This is a genomic window from Halioglobus japonicus, assembly GCF_001983995.1.
In the GTDB taxonomy this organism is placed as follows: Bacteria; Pseudomonadota; Gammaproteobacteria; order Pseudomonadales; family Halieaceae; genus Halioglobus; species Halioglobus japonicus.
In genome coordinates this window covers 1,119,637-1,140,593 of record NZ_CP019450.1, presented here as the reverse complement: position 1 = coordinate 1,140,593, position 20,957 = coordinate 1,119,637, and the positions used below count along the sequence as shown (strand labels likewise).

14 protein-coding genes and 1 pseudogene are annotated in these 20,957 nt (G+C 58.2%); 6 read left to right on the top strand and 9 right to left on the bottom strand.

The genetic code is table 11. The annotated features are described in order from the left end of the window. The first annotated feature begins 109 nt into the window (after positions 1–109). The 4 genes from BST95_RS05335 to BST95_RS05320 all read left to right on the top strand — a co-directional run bounded on the left by BST95_RS05335 (position 110) and on the right by BST95_RS05320 (position 10,130). Positions 110–913 (top strand): hypothetical protein, encoded by an 804-nt coding sequence (locus BST95_RS05335; protein WP_157114456.1) that lies wholly within the window; start codon positions 110–112, stop codon positions 911–913. Further along, positions 817–6,414, top strand: a complete 5,598-nt coding sequence (locus BST95_RS05330) for a DUF11 domain-containing protein (RefSeq protein ID WP_157114455.1) — start codon at positions 817–819, stop codon at positions 6,412–6,414. Before BST95_RS05335 ends, BST95_RS05330 begins: the two co-directional genes overlap by 97 nt. After that, the gene (locus tag BST95_RS05325) at positions 6,360–8,066 is read left to right on the top strand and encodes a DUF11 domain-containing protein (RefSeq protein WP_084198452.1); all 1,707 of its coding nucleotides are present in this window, start codon (positions 6,360–6,362) and stop codon (positions 8,064–8,066) included. The genes BST95_RS05330 and BST95_RS05325 overlap by 55 nt, the downstream gene beginning before the upstream one ends. Positions 8,067–8,291: 225 nt before the next feature. After that, a complete protein-coding gene (locus BST95_RS05320) occupies positions 8,292–10,130 on the top strand; it encodes a glycerophosphodiester phosphodiesterase family protein (RefSeq protein ID WP_084198451.1) in 1,839 nt (612 codons plus the stop codon). A gap of 1 nt (position 10,131) precedes the next feature. On the opposite strand, the gene BST95_RS05315 is transcribed toward BST95_RS05320, so the two are convergent. From BST95_RS05315 to BST95_RS05295, 7 genes and pseudogenes are all read right to left on the bottom strand, one after another. Continuing rightward, positions 10,132–12,603: a penicillin acylase family protein gene (locus tag BST95_RS05315; protein WP_084198450.1), complete on the bottom strand. Its 2,472-nt coding sequence runs from the start codon at positions 12,601–12,603 to the stop codon at positions 10,132–10,134. 77 nt (positions 12,604–12,680) lie between these two features. Next, positions 12,681–13,442, bottom strand: a complete 762-nt coding sequence (locus tag BST95_RS05310; RefSeq protein WP_084198449.1) for an SDR family oxidoreductase — start codon at positions 13,440–13,442, stop codon at positions 12,681–12,683. Positions 13,443–13,589: 147 nt separating this feature from the next. After that, positions 13,590–14,573: an HAD family hydrolase gene (locus tag BST95_RS05305; protein ID WP_240500263.1), complete on the bottom strand. Its 984-nt coding sequence runs from the start codon at positions 14,571–14,573 to the stop codon at positions 13,590–13,592. A 194-nt stretch (positions 14,574–14,767) separates the two neighbouring features. Then, positions 14,768–14,962: a glutamate synthase-related protein gene (locus BST95_RS20885; protein ID WP_268245005.1), complete on the bottom strand. Its 195-nt coding sequence runs from the start codon at positions 14,960–14,962 to the stop codon at positions 14,768–14,770. A 44-nt stretch (positions 14,963–15,006) separates the two neighbouring features. Then, positions 15,007–15,189: a glutamate synthase-related protein gene (locus tag BST95_RS20880; protein ID WP_268245001.1), complete on the bottom strand. Its 183-nt coding sequence runs from the start codon at positions 15,187–15,189 to the stop codon at positions 15,007–15,009. Positions 15,190–15,244: 55 nt separating this feature from the next. Further along, positions 15,245–15,355, bottom strand: a pseudogene (locus BST95_RS20875) (hypothetical protein); the annotation flags it as partial. 60 nt (positions 15,356–15,415) lie between these two features. Continuing rightward, positions 15,416–16,255, bottom strand: a complete 840-nt coding sequence (locus tag BST95_RS05295; protein ID WP_084198448.1) for a pirin family protein — start codon at positions 16,253–16,255, stop codon at positions 15,416–15,418. A 94-nt stretch (positions 16,256–16,349) separates the two neighbouring features. Here BST95_RS05295 and BST95_RS05290 point away from each other — a divergent pair, with 94 nt between their 5' ends. Beyond that, a complete protein-coding gene (locus BST95_RS05290) occupies positions 16,350–17,237 on the top strand; it encodes a LysR family transcriptional regulator (RefSeq protein ID WP_084198447.1) in 888 nt (295 codons plus the stop codon). Positions 17,238–17,267: 30 nt separating this feature from the next. Here BST95_RS05290 and glsA read toward each other — a convergent pair whose 3' ends face one another. After that, the gene (gene glsA / locus BST95_RS05285; RefSeq protein WP_084198446.1) at positions 17,268–18,290 is read right to left on the bottom strand and encodes a glutaminase A; all 1,023 of its coding nucleotides are present in this window, start codon (positions 18,288–18,290) and stop codon (positions 17,268–17,270) included. Positions 18,291–18,312: 22 nt separating this feature from the next. Then, entirely contained in the window at positions 18,313–19,695 is a 1,383-nt protein-coding gene (locus BST95_RS05280; RefSeq protein ID WP_084198445.1) for a DcaP family trimeric outer membrane transporter, read from the bottom strand. A gap of 136 nt (positions 19,696–19,831) precedes the next feature. Here BST95_RS05280 and BST95_RS05275 point away from each other — a divergent pair, with 136 nt between their 5' ends. Then, positions 19,832–20,896 carry a type II asparaginase gene (locus BST95_RS05275; RefSeq protein WP_084201054.1) on the top strand — a complete coding sequence of 355 codons (1,065 nt, stop codon included), beginning with the start codon at positions 19,832–19,834 and terminating at the stop codon, positions 20,894–20,896. Positions 20,897–20,957 lie beyond the last annotated feature (61 nt).

Sequence of the window (20,957 nt, the reverse complement as noted above, 5' to 3'; positions counted from 1 at the left end):
AAAAGCATGGCACGCCAAGCATTCAGGGGCTCAAATGCGCGCTGCCTTTAACTTTGAGCGCGTGTCGGATATAAAGATGGTTGAACATCAAGCACTCAGAGGTTAATCCTTGCCTTACCCGGTAATTCGCACCTACAGAACAGGCTTGTATATCGCCCTTGTGGCGACCGCCGCTGCCATCGCCCAGGCTCAAACGCCGCAGATCACCGTCACCGGTCTGCCCGCTGAACCGCTGATCGGTGAGACCTTCTGCAGCACCGTCAGTTTTACCAACGGCGCAGCCATCACCGGTTACGGCCCATACCTGATCAGCACAGTCGACGCCGGGGTCTCCCGTATCTCGATCGACTTCGTCGACATCGAGCCTGTCCTTGAGTCCATCGGTACTTTCGACTCCAGTGGCGCCCTGATCGATCCCATTTCAGGAACTACGATTAACGGCAATGAGGGTGGCACTGCACTCGATGCCCTCTACCCCATCGGCGCAGTGGAGCAGGGAACTCCTCCACTCGACATTGAATTCTGCGGCGTTGTCGACGTGGGCACCGAACCCAACGTGCCGCTGGACGTGGCATTCATTCCTGGTTTCGAATTCGGCGATACCGCCACGGGCGATAATGGCGCGATTCTCGGGTCGTCATTTACATCTACGGTCACGCCCCGACTCGCACGAGTTACCAAAACCAACAGCGCTCCCGAAAATGAGCGTCCCCCGGGACCCAGCCATGAGTTCACCTACCGCTACGTGTTTAACATCTCCGATGGCGTCACCCTGGACGACGTGGTGCTCGAAGACATGCTGCCGCCGGAAGTTCAGTGGACGGGCGCACCGATTACGGTCAACGCACCCCTCGGCGCGGGCTGCAACACTGCCAGCCTGCCCACATTCCCCCGACACCGGGTGGCACGCTAATCGTTGAATGTGATGCGGTAACGGGCAGCACGTCGACAGACGATCTCACCGTGGTGGTGCCGGTTTATATCACCGACATCCTCGACGAATCCTTTGACGACAGCCAGCTTCTGACCAACACCGTCACGGCGGATTACAGCTACGAGAGCGATACGTTTGACGACACCGATGAGTCCAACGTGCTGGCCTTGCATGCGGCGGTCCAGAAAAACGTCAGGGGCGGGGACACACCCGGCGATACGCTCACTTACACCATTAACTTCCAGCTGACCGACTATCCGGACGATGCTCCCAATGCCGGTGCCAACAGCTTTATCATCACCGACGTGATGCCCGACGGGCTAGAGTATGTCGACACTCTGGACCTGGTGATTAACGGCACGTCCTATCCTATAACCGCGGATGTGATCTACGACCCTGCGACAGGCATCACCCTGCTGAGCTGGGACATTGCCGCAGCAGTGAACAACGTCGATACACTGCTACCGAATGCCGCTGAAGGCAGCCTGACCTACGAGGCGGAGATCCTCACCGAGTACGTCGACCCACCCGGCCCCGTGCAGGCAGGCGACAGATTTACCAACAGCATCACCCTTGGCTACAGCCTGACCGAGGGCGGCAGCGGTGGAGATGACTCAGACAGTAGTAACGAGATTATTCTCAACGACACCAACAAGGAACTCACAGACCCGCCTCCCGGCTCCTTTGATACCGTCATGCCCGGCACCCCTGTGACCTTTACCCTGACCAACGTCATCCCTGCAGGCTCGAGTTCGAATGTCACTATCAAGGACTTCCTGCCCGCCCCTGTATTCGATGTCACCCAAGCACCGCAACCTGTAATCAACGTCATCCAGGGTCCCGCGGTCAGCCCGGTCATCAGCGGCGCGGATAACTCCATAACGCTCAACTACGGCGACATCGTCTCTGACACTCCCACGACGATTGAAGTGGATCTGATTGCCACCGTGACAACCGATCCGTTTGCCGACGAGCTGTTTCTCACTAACCTGATGCAAACCGGCTATGAAACCACCGATGGTCGCGTGATCACTGAACAGAACGTAGCTGGCATCACGGTGGGCGCACCCGAGCTCACGCTGACCAAGGGCGTAGCATCCATCGACAACCCCAATGCCACCATCGACCCGGATCCGGCTGATTCACCGGCAGACTCTAATGGTGCCAACGCCGATGCCGGCGACACGGTCAACTTCGAAATCACCGTAGAAAACCTCGGTACCCAGTCCGCATTCAACGTCACAGTGCTAGATCCGGATGTGGCTGGCCTACAATGCCAGCAAGGTTCCATTGCGGTCGTCGACGGCAACGGCGACACGCTGGGCTTCAGCGGCGATCTAGAGAGCGGCCTCCAACTCGACGACCCGCTGGCCCCGAACGATGGCAACCCCTCCGAGGGCGGCCCACCCTACGCCACCGATACAGCCATAATCAACGTCGACTGCGTGCTGACCGACGATGTCTACCCGCGCCAGGTGATCACCAATACCGCGTCGGTGACCTGGACCTCCACGGCCGACCCGGCCGACAACCCGTTCACACCTATTGAGGATGATGCCCGAGTGACGATAGCGGAACCGCTGATCACCAAGACCGTGATCGCATCAGAGCCCGGCTACTCAGGCGACATCTTCAAACTCCACATCGGCGAGATCGCCACCTATCGCGTTGAAATCACCGTGCCCGAGGGTGTCTCGCCCAACGTCCGGTTCGAGGATGTGCTCGACGCCGGCATGGTACATCTTGAAACCACCAGCATTGTATTCCCTCCCGGCGTCACCAGCAGCCTGGGTAACGCGGTTGTTATCCAAGCTAACGAAGGCATCATCCCGGCGAACAACGACACCTCCCTCGAGGGTGTTGATCGCTGGAAAATCTTCGGCCCGGGCCGAGGTGACGACGGCTTCGGCGATATTACCAACGCCAATGACGACAACGATGTGGCCGAAGTTATCGTCATCGAATATCGCGCTCGTGCAACTAACACGGTCTTGAACGTCAATAGCACCGCACTGCGCAACCGCGCGCGCTGGTACTGGAATCCGAGCGATATTGATCGTCAGAACGTACAGGCCAAGGCTGACCGAATTGTAATAGTCGAGCCAGCCTTTCGCATAACCAAGACTTTCACCCCAGAGCTTGGGGACAATACAACCCCGCCGATGGTGACGATTGAATTCGAACACGCCGGCGCATCGACTGCCGATGCCTTCGACCTGACGCTTATCGACCTTCTTCCCATAGACATGGCCATCCTTAACAATGAGGCCGGTGTTTCTGTCGTCGGCACCTGCAACCCACCCGAAAGTATTGTTGTGCTGAATGGCTTCTCAGATGAACTGATCATGGAGTGGGATCAGTTCGAAATCGGCGATGGCAAGTGTACTATCACCTTCCAAACCGAATTCCTGATTCCACAGGTACCGGCGGGGGTGCAGTTCCAGAACTGTGCAGTACTCTTCTGGGAGAGCCTCTCTGACTTTAACCAGCCTCTGCAAAATGCGCCAAACTCCACCATCGCAGTTGAGCGCACCGGCGATACTGATGATCCTGGCGGCGATGCCAACACCTACAATATTGAGGCCTGCGATATATTCCAGATCTTTGACGTGGGAATCGTCAAGACCGTGGAGAGTTCCACCCAAAGCCATACTGACAACAATCTCGGTACACCTGCCGGCACCGAAGCGCTGGCGATCGGTGAAATCGTGGTGTTTAACCTGGTCACTACCCTGCCGCTGGCACCGACTCTGGATCTTAAGGTCCGGGACCTGCTTCCGCGCACCGAGATGGTGCTCGAATTAATCGACATTGAGCACATTGCCCTGGGCGCAGATTTGAGCCCCACGATCTTCCCGCCCACCAAGACCATCACCGATTCCAACGGCGATGGCATTAATGATCGGGGCGAGTTGGACTATGGTTCAGTGGGCCACATCATCAACCCGCCAGATATTGATGATGACGATCGTATCCTGGTGCAAGTGACCGCCAAGGTCCTGGACCGTCCGGCCAACGCGAACGAGAGAACTGACATCAATTCTGCCATCGTCGAATTCCTCCCCGACACGGTCGCGACGGACGACTATCCATTGGAACTCGTAGAGGCGACCCTGGAACTCGACAAGTTTGGAAGCACATCATCAGTCGAAGCAGGCGACCCTGTGGACTTCCGCCTCGTAGTCAGACACGCCAGCGGCTCGCGGACTGATGCCCAGAATGTCGTCCTGGAAGATATCATCCCGGCTGAGTTTGACCTGGTGGGCGGCTCGGTAGAACTAGGTGATGTCTGCTCTGTACAACCCGACGCCCCCCCTGCAGTAATCGGCGCCACAATCAGCGTCGAATGGACTGACTTCCCCCTCGGTGCAACCTGCGAGATCGATTTTTCCGTCACCGTTAGCTTGGCGGCGGTTTCTGGCCAACAGATTGTTAATGAGAGTGAAGTTTCCTGGACCAGCCTGAACCGGAGTGAACAGACCGACCTCGATGATGAACGCAGCTATACATTGAAGGACACATGGACTGTCGTTGTCAGCGTGCCAGGTCTCGAAAAATCAATGATCAGCACCAGTGTCCTCGATACGCCTTTCAAGCTTGAAGTGCCTGTGCACAAGCTGACCATCGGTGAAGAAGCAACGTTTACCCTCACAACCTCCTTCCCGGATGGGACTACGCTGCAAGCCCGTATTGAAGATGTGCTGCCCACCAACGATGTGGCTCTGGAGTTTGTCAGTTCTGAGGTCGTCTCCATTGGCGCAGACCTGACCATCCTTGGAGGGCCCTCTGTGGGCGATCCGGCCGCGGCCTGTACTCCGCCAGCAGACGAGTGCCTTAACTGGATTCTCGGCACTGTGGTTAACGCACCGGACCTGCGCGATGAACCCGACGAGGCCGACCAGGTTGTAGTCGAGCTGGTGGCCATCGTGCTAGACGATCCGCTGAACTCCGGTGCACCCGGACAGGACAAGAACCTGATCAACACTGGAAACACCTACACCTCGGAAACCATACTCACATCAACCGTGCAGTTTGACCTCGTGGAGCCTCAGCTTCGCATACAAAAACTTACATCCAATGGCGGCATCGAGAAAACCACTGTGGCCGGCATGGAAGAAGAGTTCACCCTGATCATCCAGCACCGCGCCGAGTCAACCGCAAACGCACGCAGTATCCAAGTGCTAGATACACTGAATCCGAACATGGAGTGGATAGACGACTCAACGGTGGAGACCACCTGCCTGGGCCTGAGTATCGATGCTTCACCGACACCGGGCACCTCGGGAGACGTGGCGTTTTCTTTCCAAAGACTAACGCTGGTACAGGACCAGTGCGAAATCAAATTTACCGTCAAGATGGCCGACGACCTTCCCATTCAGGGCATTTTCAGAAACGAGGCTGTTCTGAACTGGGAGTCTGCACCTGGATCACCCGAGTCGCGCCAATACGACGACACTGCCTTCGCCATTCTGATTTCCCTCGAGGAAGCAGAGATCAGCAAGCGGGTCTTTGCCACTTCGGTGTCGGATAGCGAATCCGATGCCGGGGACCCGAAAATTGTCGATGTACTGATCGGCGAACAGATCGAGTACACCCTGAACCTGCGCTTCCCAGAAGGTACCACCAGAGATGTGGTGCTGACAGATACCTTCCAAATGGATGGCGCTGGCGAACTTGAGTTACTCGGCGGTGAACTGTTCTTTATCGGCGATAGTATTACGGCGACGCCGCAGGACCCGGTAATCATCGGCAACACCATCTCGGTGGATATCGGTGACGTGGAGAACTCTGCGGATATGATGACGGGGCTCGACGACACCGTCATCATTCGGCTGCAGATGCGTGCCACCGACGTCGGGGTCAACGTCGCGGGCGATACCCTGCTAAACGAGACCGAACTGAGATACACCGGACTCGCTGGCATCACCCTAACGGAGAGCTCCGAGGCCGAGATCGAGATTATTGAGCCCGAGCTCACCCACGTCAAAACCTTCACGGCTCTGAACGAAGCCGTAGCCACAATACAGTTGGATATCAGCAATTCTGGCAATGGCCCAGCCTACGACCTGAGCATCACCGATGAGTTCGACGAGGCCATCTGGTTGCCCGGCAGTCTGCAGGAAGTGACCATACCCGATGGCTTCACGATAACAGAGTCCTCCAGTGGCGGCATCACCACGGTGACTATTGCGGCAGAGGTCCTAAGCACCGCACCCCCGCCCAACCAGGTACTGTCTCCCGGGGAATCGGCGACGATTGTCTTCAGCATGACTCTGCAGAACAATGGCAACCCCGGACCAACACGCATACCCAATACCGCCACACTCAAAGGCAGCTCACTGCCTGGCGATGACGACGCAGAACGGATCTACACCGAAGACGCATCCGACGAGTTGCTGTTACCCGCGCTGGATCTGCTTAAAATATGGGCGGGCCGTTCAATCCCGCAGTGCCCGGCGATACGCTCACCTACACGCTAACGCTGCAAAACACCGGGGACGCACCCGCAACCAACATTGTCATTACCGACAAGCCTGATACCAAAGGCATCTTCCAGGTGGGGAGCGTAGTGGCACCAGGCGGCACCATTGTCCGCGGCAACACCGCGGGCGACACTGACGTCGAAGTGGCCTTCTCCAGCGTGGGCGCCGGCGCAGAGGTGACGGTGATCTACACCATACAGGTGCCACTGCCCTACCCTGCGGGAACGGCACCCGGTGACGTGGGCGAGGAACAACTGGTGAATCAAGCCCTGGTCACCTCTGAGGAGCTGCCTGACATTCTTTCGGATGACCCGGCAACACCCGACGAAGACGACCAGACCGTCGCACCTATAGTAGCCGACCCAATCATGAGTGTCAGCAAAACAGACGGCGTCGATCGCGCCAATCCGGGTGACACACTGACCTATACCATTACTTATGGCAACGTTGGTGACCAGGACGCAACCGGCGTACGCCTTACTGAGGTGGTGCCACTGTTCACGACCTTCGAAGCGGCGCTGTCGGACCCGGGCTGGGCCTGCAACGACGTTATCGGCGGCAGCACCTGTATCTTCGATATCGACACTCTTGCAGGTGGCGCTTCCGGCACAGCCCTGTTTGTGGTCACCATCAACAATACGGTGCCCCCCACCGTGTTCGAGATCGTCAACGATGTCATGGTGGAAGAAGACGGGCTGGAGTTTGGGCCCGTGCCCTCTGACCCGTCAACGGATACCGACAGGGACATTGACTACCTTAGTGCGCAGCCCAATATCGTAGTCGCCAAGAATGACGGCGGCATCTCGGTCATCCCGGGCCAGGGTTACCGCTACGGTATTGTCTACGGCAACGTGGGCGACCAAGACGCCAGCGGTGTAGTGCTGTCGGAAGTCGTACCCGATTACACGGTGTTCAGCAGCAGCCTGAGCACACCGGGCTGGGTATGCGCGGCCAACACGCCCGGATCCGCCTGTACTCTGGATATCGGCATCCTGAACGCCCGCTCCGGCTCTCGGGCCGACTTTGGCCTGATCACAGACTTTCCTGCCGCGGCCGGCGTCAACCTCATCACCAACACCGCTGTGCTGACTGACGACGGCTCCAGCCAGGTGGGCCCACTGGAAGTGGAGTCCAGTGATATCACCCCGGTAATCGCCAACCCGGATATGGAAGTCACCAAGACATCGGATTCGCCTCTCCCGAGAGAGGGCGACGTCATTGTCTACGACATCAATTACCGCCAGGTAGGTAACCAGGACGCCACCGGCGTGGTAGTTCGCGAAGTAGTTCCCCCAGGCACAACTTACCTGGCTGCTGAAAGCGACGCCTGGAGCTGTGCCGATGGCGATCCGGGCGGCACCCTTTGCGTACTGCCCATCGGTGATTTCGGTGCGGGTGCCAGTGGCACTGCGAAGTTCGCCGTTACCCGAGTCACGGACGAAGTCGACGGCCAGATCGTAAATATCGTCGAGACCAACGACGACGGCAGCAACGGTGTCGACCCGACGCCGTCCAACAACATCGATATCTTGATCATCGAGTTCTTCGACGGGCGCGGCATCCCGGTCATGCCAAAGCTGCTCCTGGCCTCCATGTTGCTCGGCCTGCTGGCTATCGCCGCCAGGTATTCCAGAAGACGCCGGATATGATCCATCTCGCATAAGAAAGGCCACCTGTCGGCTGGCCTTTTTTGAGTCGGGGCGCTTCATCGGACCCACAGACTTGGAGCAAGCGAGCAGCATCAGCTCGGGTAGCTCGATGTACTCATGGACCGCACCCACGAGCGGGTACGCCAGGCCGCAAAATAACCTCCGCTGCGATTGCCCGGTGCTCGACTACACTGTGGGAAAGCAATAATCAGGGGAACAGGCTTTATGCGCCCAGCCATACTGCTGTCTCATCTGCGTGCCTGTTGGCAGCCATTACTCATCACCCACCTGCTGTACACACTGCTGGCCATAGCAGTACTTGCGCCGCTGTTCGGTCTGATGCTGAAACTGGCGCTAATGGCAGCAGGTACCACGGCAGCAGTGGATCAGGACATTGCGCGCCTGTTGCTCTCCCCGACGGGGTTTATCGGCGCCGTTTTCCTCGTCTCCGTGGCCCTGGTTTTCGTTGGGTTGGAGTTGGGCGCGCTGCTACTCATCGCACGCTCCAGCCGCTCCGGTGACGTCATTGCCCCTACCGAGGCGATTCGGTTCAGCTTGTCCCGAGCCAGCCAACTGCTGGGGCTGACCATCCGGCTGACGTTAAGGGTGCTGCTCATCCTGTTGCCCTACCTGGTGGTGGTTGCAGGACTCGTATTCGCATTGCTCACTGATCACGACATCAACTACTACCTGGCAAAGCGACCGCCCGTCTTTACAGGGACCGTGGCCGCGGCACTGGTACTCGCTGTGCCACTGCTCTGGGTGCTGTGTCTGCGCCTCTGGCACTGGAGCCTGGTGTTGCCCATTGTGCTGCTGGATGGTGTCGAACCCGCGGCAGCATTCGAACTCAGCAAGCAGCGGGTGATGGCTTATCCGGCACAGGTGCGCAGCGCATTGCTCCACTGGCTGCTGGTAGTGATCGGGCTCTCTGCCCTGCCGCTACTGGTACTCACTCTGGGCATGGAAATCATTTTAGGTACCGGGCTGACCTCACTGGCCACACTCGCCCTGGCTCTGGGTCTGCTGGGCGCTCTATGGTCCGCACTTAATGTCCTGATCACTGCGCTGAATTTTGGCGGCTTCGCCGCGGTCATCAATGACCTGCACGACATCACTGGCGGCAACGCAGCCGACGTGCCTTCGCCATCGACTGGGGACACCCGACGCTCTTCACTGGGGGCGCTGGGTATTACCACGGTTATCTGTGTATTAGCGGTAGGCGCACTGGCGCTAATGCTGCACCAGGTCGATTTCAGGGACGACGTGGCCATTATCGCTCACCGCGGCGCGGCCGGTTCTGCGCCAGAAAACACACTGGCCTCTATTCAGCAGGCGATTGCAGATGGCACCGACTGGGTGGAAATCGACGTACAGGAAAGTCGTGACGGACAGGTCGTGGTGGTTCACGATTCCGACTTTATGAAACTAGCCGGCGACCCGATTAAAGTCTGGGAGGGCGACCTGGCGAGGCTCCGCAACATCGACGTGGGCAGTTGGTACGATCCCGCCTTTGCCAGCGAGCGCATCCCTACGCTCGCCCAAGTCCTGACGGTTATCGCCGCCTCTTCCGCGAACCTGGTGATTGAGCTGAAGTATTACGGGCACGATCAACAGCTGGAACAACGCGTGGTCGACCTCGTGGAAGCTGCCGACATGGCTGAGCGTGTGGCCATCATGTCACTCAAGCTCGACGGCGTGCATAAGCTTAAAGCACTGCGTCCGGACTGGACGGGCGGCCTGCTGGCAGCCACAGCCATTGGCGACATTACCCGTCTGAGCGCCGACTTCCTGGCGATTAACCAGGGACTGGTGAGCCCGGCCTTTATTCGTCGGGCCCACAAGGCGGGCAAGCAGGTATTCGTGTGGACAGTGAACGACCCGATTTCGTTGAGCCACTGGATGTCCATGGGTGTCGATGGAGTGATTACTGACGAGCCAGCGCTGGCCCGCCAGGTATTAAACGAAAGAGCCGAGCTGAGCCCCGCCGGCCGCCTGGTGATCAGTGCGGCCCTGTTCTTCGGAAAGCCCGAGACGCTTAAGCGCTACCGGGACAATTCGCCCTGAGCTACTCGCTGATCGTTTGCGGCTCACCCAGGCTCGCAGCAGCAACATCGTCCTCGCAAAAAGGCATGCGTACCCATTCCTTGCGGGAGTAGAGTTCACTCTGGTCAGCGTAATGCGGTGACGCAGGGTTGATTGACTGCGATGTCGTGATAATGGCATCCGCCACCGGGCAATCACTCTCGTCGAAGGTCACGGTCTGCACGTAGGAATTGCCCGACCGGATGTTGCGGTACCCGCCCTCGTCCAATCCTGCGCTGATTGCGCCAAATACACCGGCGCTGCCGCTACCGCCGTGAATGCCGATGTCCACACCGTTTTTCGGCAACACCTGAACCTCACCCCAGGGCGCATCCAGTGCCACCCCGGCGCCCTGCAACGCTTCCACCGCACTGATCAGCGCGGCGATAACACGCTCGCCATTGGCGGGAACGGAGAGATCGATGTCCGTGGGCGTAGTCAGCGGGCTTGCAGGATCAAAGTCCACCAACCAGAACGTCTCGTCGCTGAAGGCGTTGCCAAAAGCGCTGCCACCTGCCGTCAACGCTTTCCAGAACTCTGTGAAAACCTGCATACCGCGGCTATCGAGGTTGGCCCGCCGATCCCAATCAGCCAATACGCCACAGGCAGACGCAGCGAGATCGTTATCCGCAGACAGTGTTTCACACACACTCAGCACATCGTCCAACACCAGCTCCGCACCCCACACGCGATTGTCGTACATGAGTTGCTGGAGACTAGTCAGGGTAAAACCAGGGCTGGCATCGAAGCCGTCCGTGCCGGCCAGACGCTCAGCCACCATGGCGTGATTGATCTGGGTGCGAAGGTTTTGCTGTTGGCCCTCATGCCCCACAAAACCCATGGTGGTGGGAAAGCCTTCCAGCGGCATCATGGGGTTGCTCAGCCAATAACTGTCGTTGCTGTTGGCCGCGTAATCTGCGGTAAAGAAGCTGGGCAGACTGCTCGCGCCAAAGACACCGGAGCCCTCCGGCGCATCGGCGTCCTCACCCCACTGGCATTCACTGCGATTGCCATCGAGCGCGACAATCGCGTTATTGGTCAGCGCCCGCACCACGGTATTCACCCCTGTGACACAGTCCTGCATTTTGGCCTCGGTCACGTTGGGAATCGAGGATACCTCGCCATAAAACGCGTCTCCGTTACGGTCCGCCGCCAGGGTGTGGAACAGTGGGTTACCGATAACCCCAAGGGCGTCATACAGCTCGGCCACAGTCGTTGACTGACCAATATCCACCCACATTTCAATGCCGCGCAGATTGTCGAGATTGGCATCGCGCACCGCGTACACCGTGCCACGCGCTGTGGGCCAACCGTCAAACAGGGCTGCAAACGCCGGGTCAATCGCAGCGGCAGTGGAGGCCAAGTTAACAATAAGCCCGTACTCCCAGTGGTAAAAGGTGTGCTCGCGCTCACTCATGCTGCCGTCGGCTTCGCGCACCGCAATGGTAACCGTCTCGGGCACGATGTCCTTGAACTCGCCATCCACTTCATACTGCAGCGGGTTGTCGGGATTGAGCGTTAATTCGAACAGGGTAAAACGGTTCGCGACGCTCACTGTATGCGTCCAGGCGACATCCTTGTTGAAGCCAATCGCAATCTTGGGGAAGCCCTTAAGTGCCGCCCCCATAGCGTCGTACTCACCGGGAATGGTCAGGTGCACCTGGTACCAGGAGCCCACGCCGTACCAGGGCTGGTGCGGATTACCCAGCAGCATGCCCGCTCCGGTCTGGGTGGCGTCACGACCCAGGGCAATTGCATTACTACCGACATCCTCACTGGCAAATGCTGCGCGCAGCTCGTCGAGACTGACAGGTTCGGCAGGTGCCGCTGCGGGCGCGGTGTCGGATGGACCCGTGGCAGCGAGAATCGCATCCCGCACAATGCCCTGGTCGGTACTGCCCTGCAGCTGAATACGGCGGAAGTACTTCCATAAATCGATGGCGGTAATTTCACGCACCCAATCCTGGCTACGACAATTCGGATCCGTTTCCGGCAGATTGTCGACACCGGTCTCGCGCAGATAACGGTTGTAACCCGCAGCGTAGCCCTCAACCAACTCGAGAATGTGCTCGGGCTGCTGGGAGAGATAGCGCTCTTCGAGCTGGCCGTCAGCGTTGTTATTTACCAGCGAAAAGATGAAGTCGGTGCCTTCACTGCCGCCCGCTTCACCGAAAAATTCCAGGGACTGACCGCTGGCGCGGATAATCTCGGTAATCAGCATGCAGTAGTTATCTTCGGCAAAGGCGTAACCATGCCCGTAGCCCAGCCCACCCCAGGTCTCGGCCACGATATGCGGCACGCCGTATTCGGTGCGGGTGATACTCGCCTCGAAGGTGGGCGCCTCAACAGGCGGCTCTGGTGGCGGTGCAGGGGGGGTACTGCTGCGATCACTGCTACTACAAGCCGCAAGGGCGACGGTAACCACGAAGGCCGTGGCCAGCTTTGGGAATGACATATGACGTGTTCCGTTAGTTGTTATCCTTGTTAATACGGACCTTAATACAGCACCAGTTCACCGGTCCAGCGCCAGGCCTAGGCGCGCATCAAATATCTCGCCATAGCGTGCCGCAATGGGTTGGGCAGAAGTTTGTCGAGCCAGTAGTACACAGACATTGCCATGCCCATGGGGAAGGATGTGCCGCGACCTTCTGCGGCCTTCTGGATCCAGCGAGCCACATCTTCCGGGCCATAGTTAACTGGCGCACGCTGGGGAATGGTGCTGTCTACTGCGCGCCCCATGGCCGTGTTGATGACCGGCGGTTTTACGCAGGTCACGTGAATATCATGCGCACGCCATTCCAGGTCCAGTGCTTCAGTCAAACCGTCGACGTAGAACTTGCTGGCACTGTATACCGCCAGCGAAGGCATACCATGGATACTGGAGGCGGAGCACAGGTTTACCACAGTGGCGTCAGCAGTTTTCGCCAACAGTGGAAACGCACATTGAAGCACGTGGGTTGCCCCGCGCACGTTAACGTCCACTATCAGGTCATGGGCTGTTGCCGCGATGTCGGTGAACGCCCCTGCGGACAGCACTCCAGCATTGTTGACCAGTAGATCGAGCTGCCCACCGCTGTAGCTGGAAAAGTCCGCCACCATGGCCTCGATCGAAGCCAGATCGGTAACATCGCAGTGCCCACCACAGGCCTGGGGAAATTCATCGCTTGAGAGTAACTCCTCGATCGCCGCAGTGTTCAGGTCGTAAAGACCGACCATCCACCCCTGCGCCGCATAGCGCCTTGCCGTGGCAAGACCAATGCCCTGGGCAGCGCCGGTCACCAGTACCGTTTTCATGGCCCACTCCTCTGGGTTGCTATGGACGCTACCCTAGTCGGTCTGCGACAGCAGGCCAATATGGCTAGCGGTCAGAAACTTATGCGGAGAGGACATCTGCCGTATGGACTCACTCCGGCCCTGCGAAGACTTCCCGCCAGTCAGACTTCATATCGACAATGACCCACCCACGATCCGGCCCTCGTCCAGGGCGCGGTCGAGCTTGCCGATATGGGAATCGCGGTCATAGGCCCACGCGCGCTCGGCGTCAGTATGATGCACGATCACACCGAGACTTGGCCCGGGCCGTGCGGTAACCCACTCCAGCATCTGGAAGTCGCCATCGGAATTACCCACAGCCATAATGGGCCGGCGACCGATATGGGTATGAATGCCGACGGGCTTGCCTTCCTTGTCGTCGATGAAGTTCATCTCCGGTGCCCGTACCAATGTGGGCACTCCATCAAGCACTTCGTAACGGGTTTTCACACTGGAGCCGACGACCTGCTCCGGGGGAATGCCGTAAACTGCTTCCGTCCAGGGTCGCATGAAATCGATTCCGCCGCCGGACACGATGTAGGTGGTAAAACCGTTGGCGCGCAGATAATCGAGCAACTCAAGCATCGGCTGATACACCATTTCCGTGTACTTGTAGCCTGTCTTCGGATGCCGCGCCGTGGCCAGCCAGTCATTCACGGCGGCTGCAAATTCATCGGTGCTGACATTGGCATGCGTCTCCATCACCAACTCAACAATGGCAGGCATACCTCCGGCCAGGGCTGCGGCGACGTCGCCCTTGAGTAGCGAGGCAAACGGCTCCCGGGTTTTCCACTCGGGATGATCGGCCGCCATGGCCTCCACGCGATGAATCGCAAACATGAGCTGGAAGTACATGGGCTGCTCCGCCCACAGCGTTCCATCGTTATCGAATACCGCAATGCGCTCCGATGGTGACACATAGGCAGACGAACTTGTGTCACTGACCTCGGTCACAAAGCGCACGATGGCGTCGCGAGTGGCGCCATCGCGCCAGGAAGACAGTGGCTCTGCCGCATTGCTCGCGACAGAGAATACCATACCCACCACTACGAGGCCGACACTGAGCAGGCGGACCACCTGCTTGTGTAGCCCACCGGTTTTACATCTAGTCATCGCAGCTAAACATCCTCTGTGAGTCACCCGCTGTTAGCATTCAGCATAGTAGAACTCCCAGAGCCGTCAAAACTCGCCATATCCTACATATGCAATACCACAGAGACGCGCCATGCTCTCCTGCCAGGTCCCAAGATCGTCTCTGGAGAAGTCCGCTAGATTGTCATGACCACAGGCGCGCGCCATGACCTGCATCAACTCCACGCTGGCCTGCATGTATTTCGCAAGACGCTGGGCCCTTCAGCGACATCCAGACGGGCGCGCAGCTCGGGTTTCTGCGTGGCTATGCCGGCCGGGCAATTGTTGCTGTTACACATGCGCGCACCAACACATCCAATCGCCTGCATGGCGCTATTGGCCAGGGCCACCCCATCCGCGCCCAGAGCCATGGCCTTGACGAAATCCATATGGGTGCGCAATCCGCCGGTGACAATCAGGGTACCCCTCCGGATGCGCCCTGGGCATCCAGATAACGCCGCGCCCTGGCCAGGGCAGGAATCGCAGGCACACTGATATGGTCGAGGAACAACAGCGGCGCAGCGCCGGTGCCGCCGCCACGACCATCGAGAATGATGTAGTCGGCGTCCGCATTTAGCGCGAACTGAACATCGCTCAATGTGATTAGCACTCAGCTTGAAGCCCACCGGGATGCCGCCACTGATCTCGCGCACGCGATCGGCAAACCGGCCGAAGTCTGCCGGTGTCTGCAGGTCGGAGAAGGTCAGCGGGGAAATGGCAGGCTGGCCCGCCTCGATACCGCGCACCTGGGCGATCTTGCCAATATTCTTGGCGCCCGGAAGATGCCCGTCGGTCCCGGTCTTGGCCCCTTGCCCACCCTTGAATCAGGGGAACTGGCCAGACTGGTAATCGCGCAGGGTCTGCTCGATTTCGTCGGGTGTATTCATTACAAATGGGCCATAGTTTGCGACCGGCTCACCAAGCGGGGCTCCTCGCAGCAGCAGTACCTGAGTACCCTCGACGCCAGCGTGCAAAGTCATGACACGACCGGCACTGGTGACGGCCATTTGCTGGGCATGCACCTCGCGCGCATTCACAATCATGCTTCCAGCATAAACATAGGCCAACAAGTTCTCCTCATCAGGCACCTGCAGCGTCAGTTCAACCTCTGGGTCAAGGCTCATATCCAATACACCAGCGTGACCGGCCAACTCTGCCAGCGGCCCGGTCACATCGGCGTCAGCCAGATGCCACTGGCCGGCAATGGCGGTGGCACTGGTGCCCTCGCCGCGCCATTCAACCAGTTCATTTGCAGGCACATCGCGATAGTTGGGCGCCGACATCTTTTGCGCAGCGGGCAAATTCACCCAGAGTTGAAAGCCATGCAGACCGTTGGTATCCACAGTCGGCATTTCCGAGTGAATAACGCCACGGCCGGCGGACATCCACTGGGCGCCACCGCCGCGAATCTCGCCGCGATTGCCCAGGCTGTCCTCATGAGAGATGCCTCCCCGCTTCAGGTAGGTGAGCGTTTGCATACCCCGGTGCGGGTGCGGTGGGAAACCTCCGGCAAAATCCTCACGTTGCTCTGAGCGCAATTCATCAATCATGAGAATGGGGTCCATGCCAGCATGGCGCATGCCAGAGATGCGTTGGATGGCGACCCCATCGCCATCCCGGCTGGGGTGTGCGGTGCGTACTTCGGTAATCTGTCGTTGTGTCATATCGACCTCCTCAATCTCTTGAACAGGATCTTATGGTCGTATTTGACGAAATGAAAACGCATAATAACGACATTAATATTCTATAAATACGAATATGAGCAAAACGACTCTCGAACAATGGCGCATGCTGAAAGCGGTCGTCGAACACGGTGGCTTCGCTCATGCGGCAGAGGCTGTGCATAAGAGCCAGTCCAGCATTAATCACGCCGTGCATAAGCTGCAGGACCAACTCGGCATAGCACTGCTGGAAGTAACAGGCCGCAAGGCCCATCTCACCGAAGCCGGGGCACTCTTGTTGCGCCGGGCTGAGCGGCTGCTGGAACAATCCGAGCAATTGGAAGACATTGCCACTGGCCTCGCCGCGGGCACCGAAGCAGAGCTTCGCCTGGCTATCGACGAAGTGTTCCCGCAGTGTTTTCTGGCTGACGCACTGCAGGCGTTTTCCAATCAATTCCCGAACACCCGCATTCAATTGTTCGAAACGGTGCTCTCTGGCGGGGCTGAGAAGCTAGTGGCGGGCGAAGTCGATATTCTCATCGCCGGATCAGCACCGCAGGGATTCATGGGTAACCCCCTCCTCCGCGCGGAATTCATCGCGGTGGCCAGCGCCGAGCACCCCCTCCACCGTTTACAACGTGAACTCTCCCTGGACGACTTGCGCCAGCACCGCCAGATCGTCATTCGCGACTCAGCCCTGCACGACAGTAGAGACTCTGGATGGCTCGGTGCAGAGCAACGCTGGACGGTTTCCCATGTCGCCACCTCCGCGGACATGGTCAGCCGCGGCATGGGCTACGCCTGGCTGCCCAGCACACGCGTTGCCGAGGGGCTGGAGTCAGGAATACTGAGAGAATTGCCGTTGGGCAAAGCCAGTCGACGCTATGCAGAGTTGAATCTGATTCACGCTGATCAGGAAACAGCTGGGCCCGCTGCGCGGGCCCTGGAAAAACTGCTGGCACAGACTTGTGCCGGAATGCGTTAGGGCCAGGAACCTACCTGACCCAACTCGAGATTACTCGCCGGTATTCGGGCCATACAGCCCAACACCCAGTTCGCCGGCAATGTGATTGATGGCCTTCAAGCCTCTCACACTATTACCTGCCTCATTCAAAGGCGGTGAGAACGTGGCAATGGCAAACTTGCCTGGCACCACAGCAACAATACCGCCGCCCACACCGGTCTTGGCCGGCAGACCGGAGCGATACATCCACTCACCAGACTCGTCATAGAACCCGGCGGTTGCCATGATAGCCAGCAACTCGGGAACATCTTCCTTGTCCAGAAGCTTCTTGTTGGTGATGGGGTTAACGCCTTCATTGGCCAGCGTTGCACCCATGATGCCTAGATCACGCGTGTTAATACCGATGGAGCACTGGCGCGTGTAAACACGCAGTGACTCTTCAGGATCAGCGTACAGGCGACCGTAGTTATAGAGCAGGTTGGCAATGGCGCGGTTACCCCACACCTCACTCATTTCCGACTCGTACACTTCCTCCAGCACCTGCAGGTCGCGGGCGGCGAATGCCTGAATATTGTTGTAGACCTTGTTCCAGCGATCTTCTTCGGAATCGGCCTCCACCATACTCACTGCGGCGATGGCACCGGCGTTAACCAGTGGGTTAACCGAGCGAGCGGGGTACAGCTCCAGAGCCATTTTCGAGTTAAACGGCAGACCTGTTGGCTCTACACCGATTTTTTTACGGATCGCCGCTGGCCCCTGTTCGGCCATGATCAGCGACGCTGTAAACGGCTTGGATACAGACTGAATGGAAAACTCGTATTGTTGCTCACCCGCGGCGTATACCTTGCCATCGCGGGTGACCAGGGCTATGCCGAACATGTCGCTGGGCACTTTGGCCAGAATGGGAATGTAATCCGCATTCGCGCCATCCTTGACGCCTTTGAACTTTGCGTAGGCCTCGTCGACGACCTTTTGATACTGCTCGGGCGTAATTGCCCCTGCCAGTGCCTGGCCTGCAAATAATAACCCGGCGGTAACTATCGCTAGGCTCTTCAGTGTGTTCTTCAACAACATATCTCTTATCTCTCAAATAGAATTAGCGGGGAAAGTTAACTTTCAGTGACATTTGTACACGCAGGTCATCGACGCTGACACCATCGACCTCTTCGCGCTCACCCCAGATCAGCTCACCGCCCACCAGTACACCATCGGTAGGATAGTGCAGCAGGTTGATCTGGGCTATCTGGCCGGTCTCGAATTCATCGAATGCCTGGCCGTCAGTGGTGTCAAGGCGCGTCGTGCTCCAACCCACCGAGGTGGACCAACGCTCGTTCCAGTAATGATCGTAGTAGGCAACGATACCCAGCAGCGGCACTACTTCAGCGCGATTGTCAGCGAGCTCTGCGTTCTTGGGCGCAATATCGATACCACCGTCGTTCATGTAGTTACCAATACCCTCGCCGTACACAACCTGTAACTTCAGGCGATCGAGGTCATTGATCTTGACCACAGAGCTGGCGTTAAGACCCCAGCCAAACTCACTGTCGGTATCGCCAGTGTCTGTGCGTTCAAAGCCCAGCTTGCGGGCGATACCCGCCAGTTGCCAGTGGCCCCAGTCATTGTTGCTGCGATAACGTGCAACGAGGTCAGGTACATCATTCTTGGCCTGAAAAACATCGCCAATTAACGAGTCACAATTAGGGTCACTGGTGCAATCATCGCGGAATTTGCCCACGGTGAGAGCCGTACTGGGGTCTTCCAGTGAAACCGCAAATTCATTGTCACCCATCGGGAAGGTGTAACGCGCCTGCTTGTTGCGGTAGAACACCATGCCGGTTGGGCCCCAGTAATCGATGGTATTCGGGAAAACATCCGCGTCCATGAAGTTAGACCAGTACTGGCCCATGCCGAAGTTTTTCCAGGTGCCCCAGGCGTGACGCAGTCGCGGTGTTGTCTGTCCGGCGTCGCCGCCGGTACCAAACAGCTCCCATTCGAACAGCGCGGTGACTTTACCGGCATCGGTATCCCAATCGCCTTTAAAGCCTAGGCGGCTTTGGCGCACTGAAAATATAAATTCGCCGTCTTCACCGTACAAGCCTTCGGTTGTGGGGATGGTGCTCACTCGCAAGGTGTCATTCCAATCCGGATCTACCCGATTGAAGTCATAAATCGCGTCCGCCATCACAAAGCCGTAGATATCAAAGCCAAGGACGGTTTCTGCGTCCAGTTCTTTGGGCGCCGACGCCACAGCCACAGGCTCGTGCAAATCTTCCACTGGCACCGTCACCGCATCGGCCGATACACCCGCTGCTTTGAGGCGCTGCAGTTCAGCCTGCATTTGCTGCAACATCTGTTGCTGCTGCTGCAACTGCTCCTCGAGTATTCTGATGCGCTCAGCGTCTGACTGCGCCATCGCGGTAGGCGCTGCTGCAAGTGCTGTGACAGCCGCCGCCAGAATCCAATCCCGGTTTAATTCCATACTATGTCAGTCCCACTCCTAGGTGATCATCAAAATAAAAGTAGCAGGTATTCGCCAATTTCCAAGTGAGCAACTGGGCAAACAGCAGGTACATATACTAATGTTGGAGCAACCTGAAATGACGGAGACCAATTACATGAAACACTCTCGCCTGCTCGTACTGGCCCTACTGGCCCTAGTGGCCGCGGTATCTAGCTCGCTGCCAGCCTACGCCGCCCCGGACATCACCATACTCGCCACGGGCGGTACTATCGCCGGGTCTGCGGAAACCCAGACTCAGGCTGGCTATACATCCGGACAAGTCGGTGTGGAGACATTGCTCGCAGCAGTGCCACAGCTAAAGGAGCTGGCCGATGTCAGCGGTGAGCAGGTGGTCAATGTCGGCAGCCAGGATATGAGCGATGCCATCTGGCTCGATCTGGCATCGCGCATCAATACACTCCTGGCGACCAAGAAAACCGAGGGCATTGTCATCACGCACGGCACCGATACTATCGAGGAGACTGCCTATTTTCTCAACCTGGTGGTCGACAGTGACAAGCCCGTGGTCATGACCGCCGCCATGCGCCCCTCTACGGCACTGTCTGCTGATGGGCCGCTGAACATTTACAACGCCGTTGCAGTAGCAGCGGATATCCGAGCCAGCGGCCGCGGCGTACTCGTGGTGGCCAACGACGATATTCACAGCGCCCGGGCGGTCACCAAAACCAATACCACGGACGTACAGACCTTTGTGTCCCCAGAGCGCGGACTTATCGGCACCACCCTGTACGGCAAGAACACCTTCTTCCGCACCCCTTACCGCGCCCACACCAGCGGCAGCGACTTCTCCCTGAAAGGGGTGAAGGCCCTGCCTCGGGTCGACATTATTTATATGCACGCCAACTTTTCCGCTGACATCATCGACGCAGCGGTCGCCAATGGTGCCAAGGGCCTGGTGATCGCCGGTGTAGGCAATGGCAATATGACTACCGAGGCCCAGGCCGCCGTGGCCCGCGCCACGGGCGCCGGTGTGGCAGTAGTGCGCTCCTCGCGCGTGGTCAGTGGTGCCACCGGGCGCAATGTCGAGACCGACGACGATAAGCTGGGCACAGTTGCCTCCGGCGAGCTGAATCCGGCCAAGGCGCGCGTGCTGCTCAAGCTGGCCCTGCTGACCACCAAAGACGCCAGCGATATTCAGGCGATGTTCGACAAATACTAAGCCACGCCCCCGTGCCCGGCTGCCGAGCACTGTGAGCGGCGCATTCCGTTTGTGTTTTCGC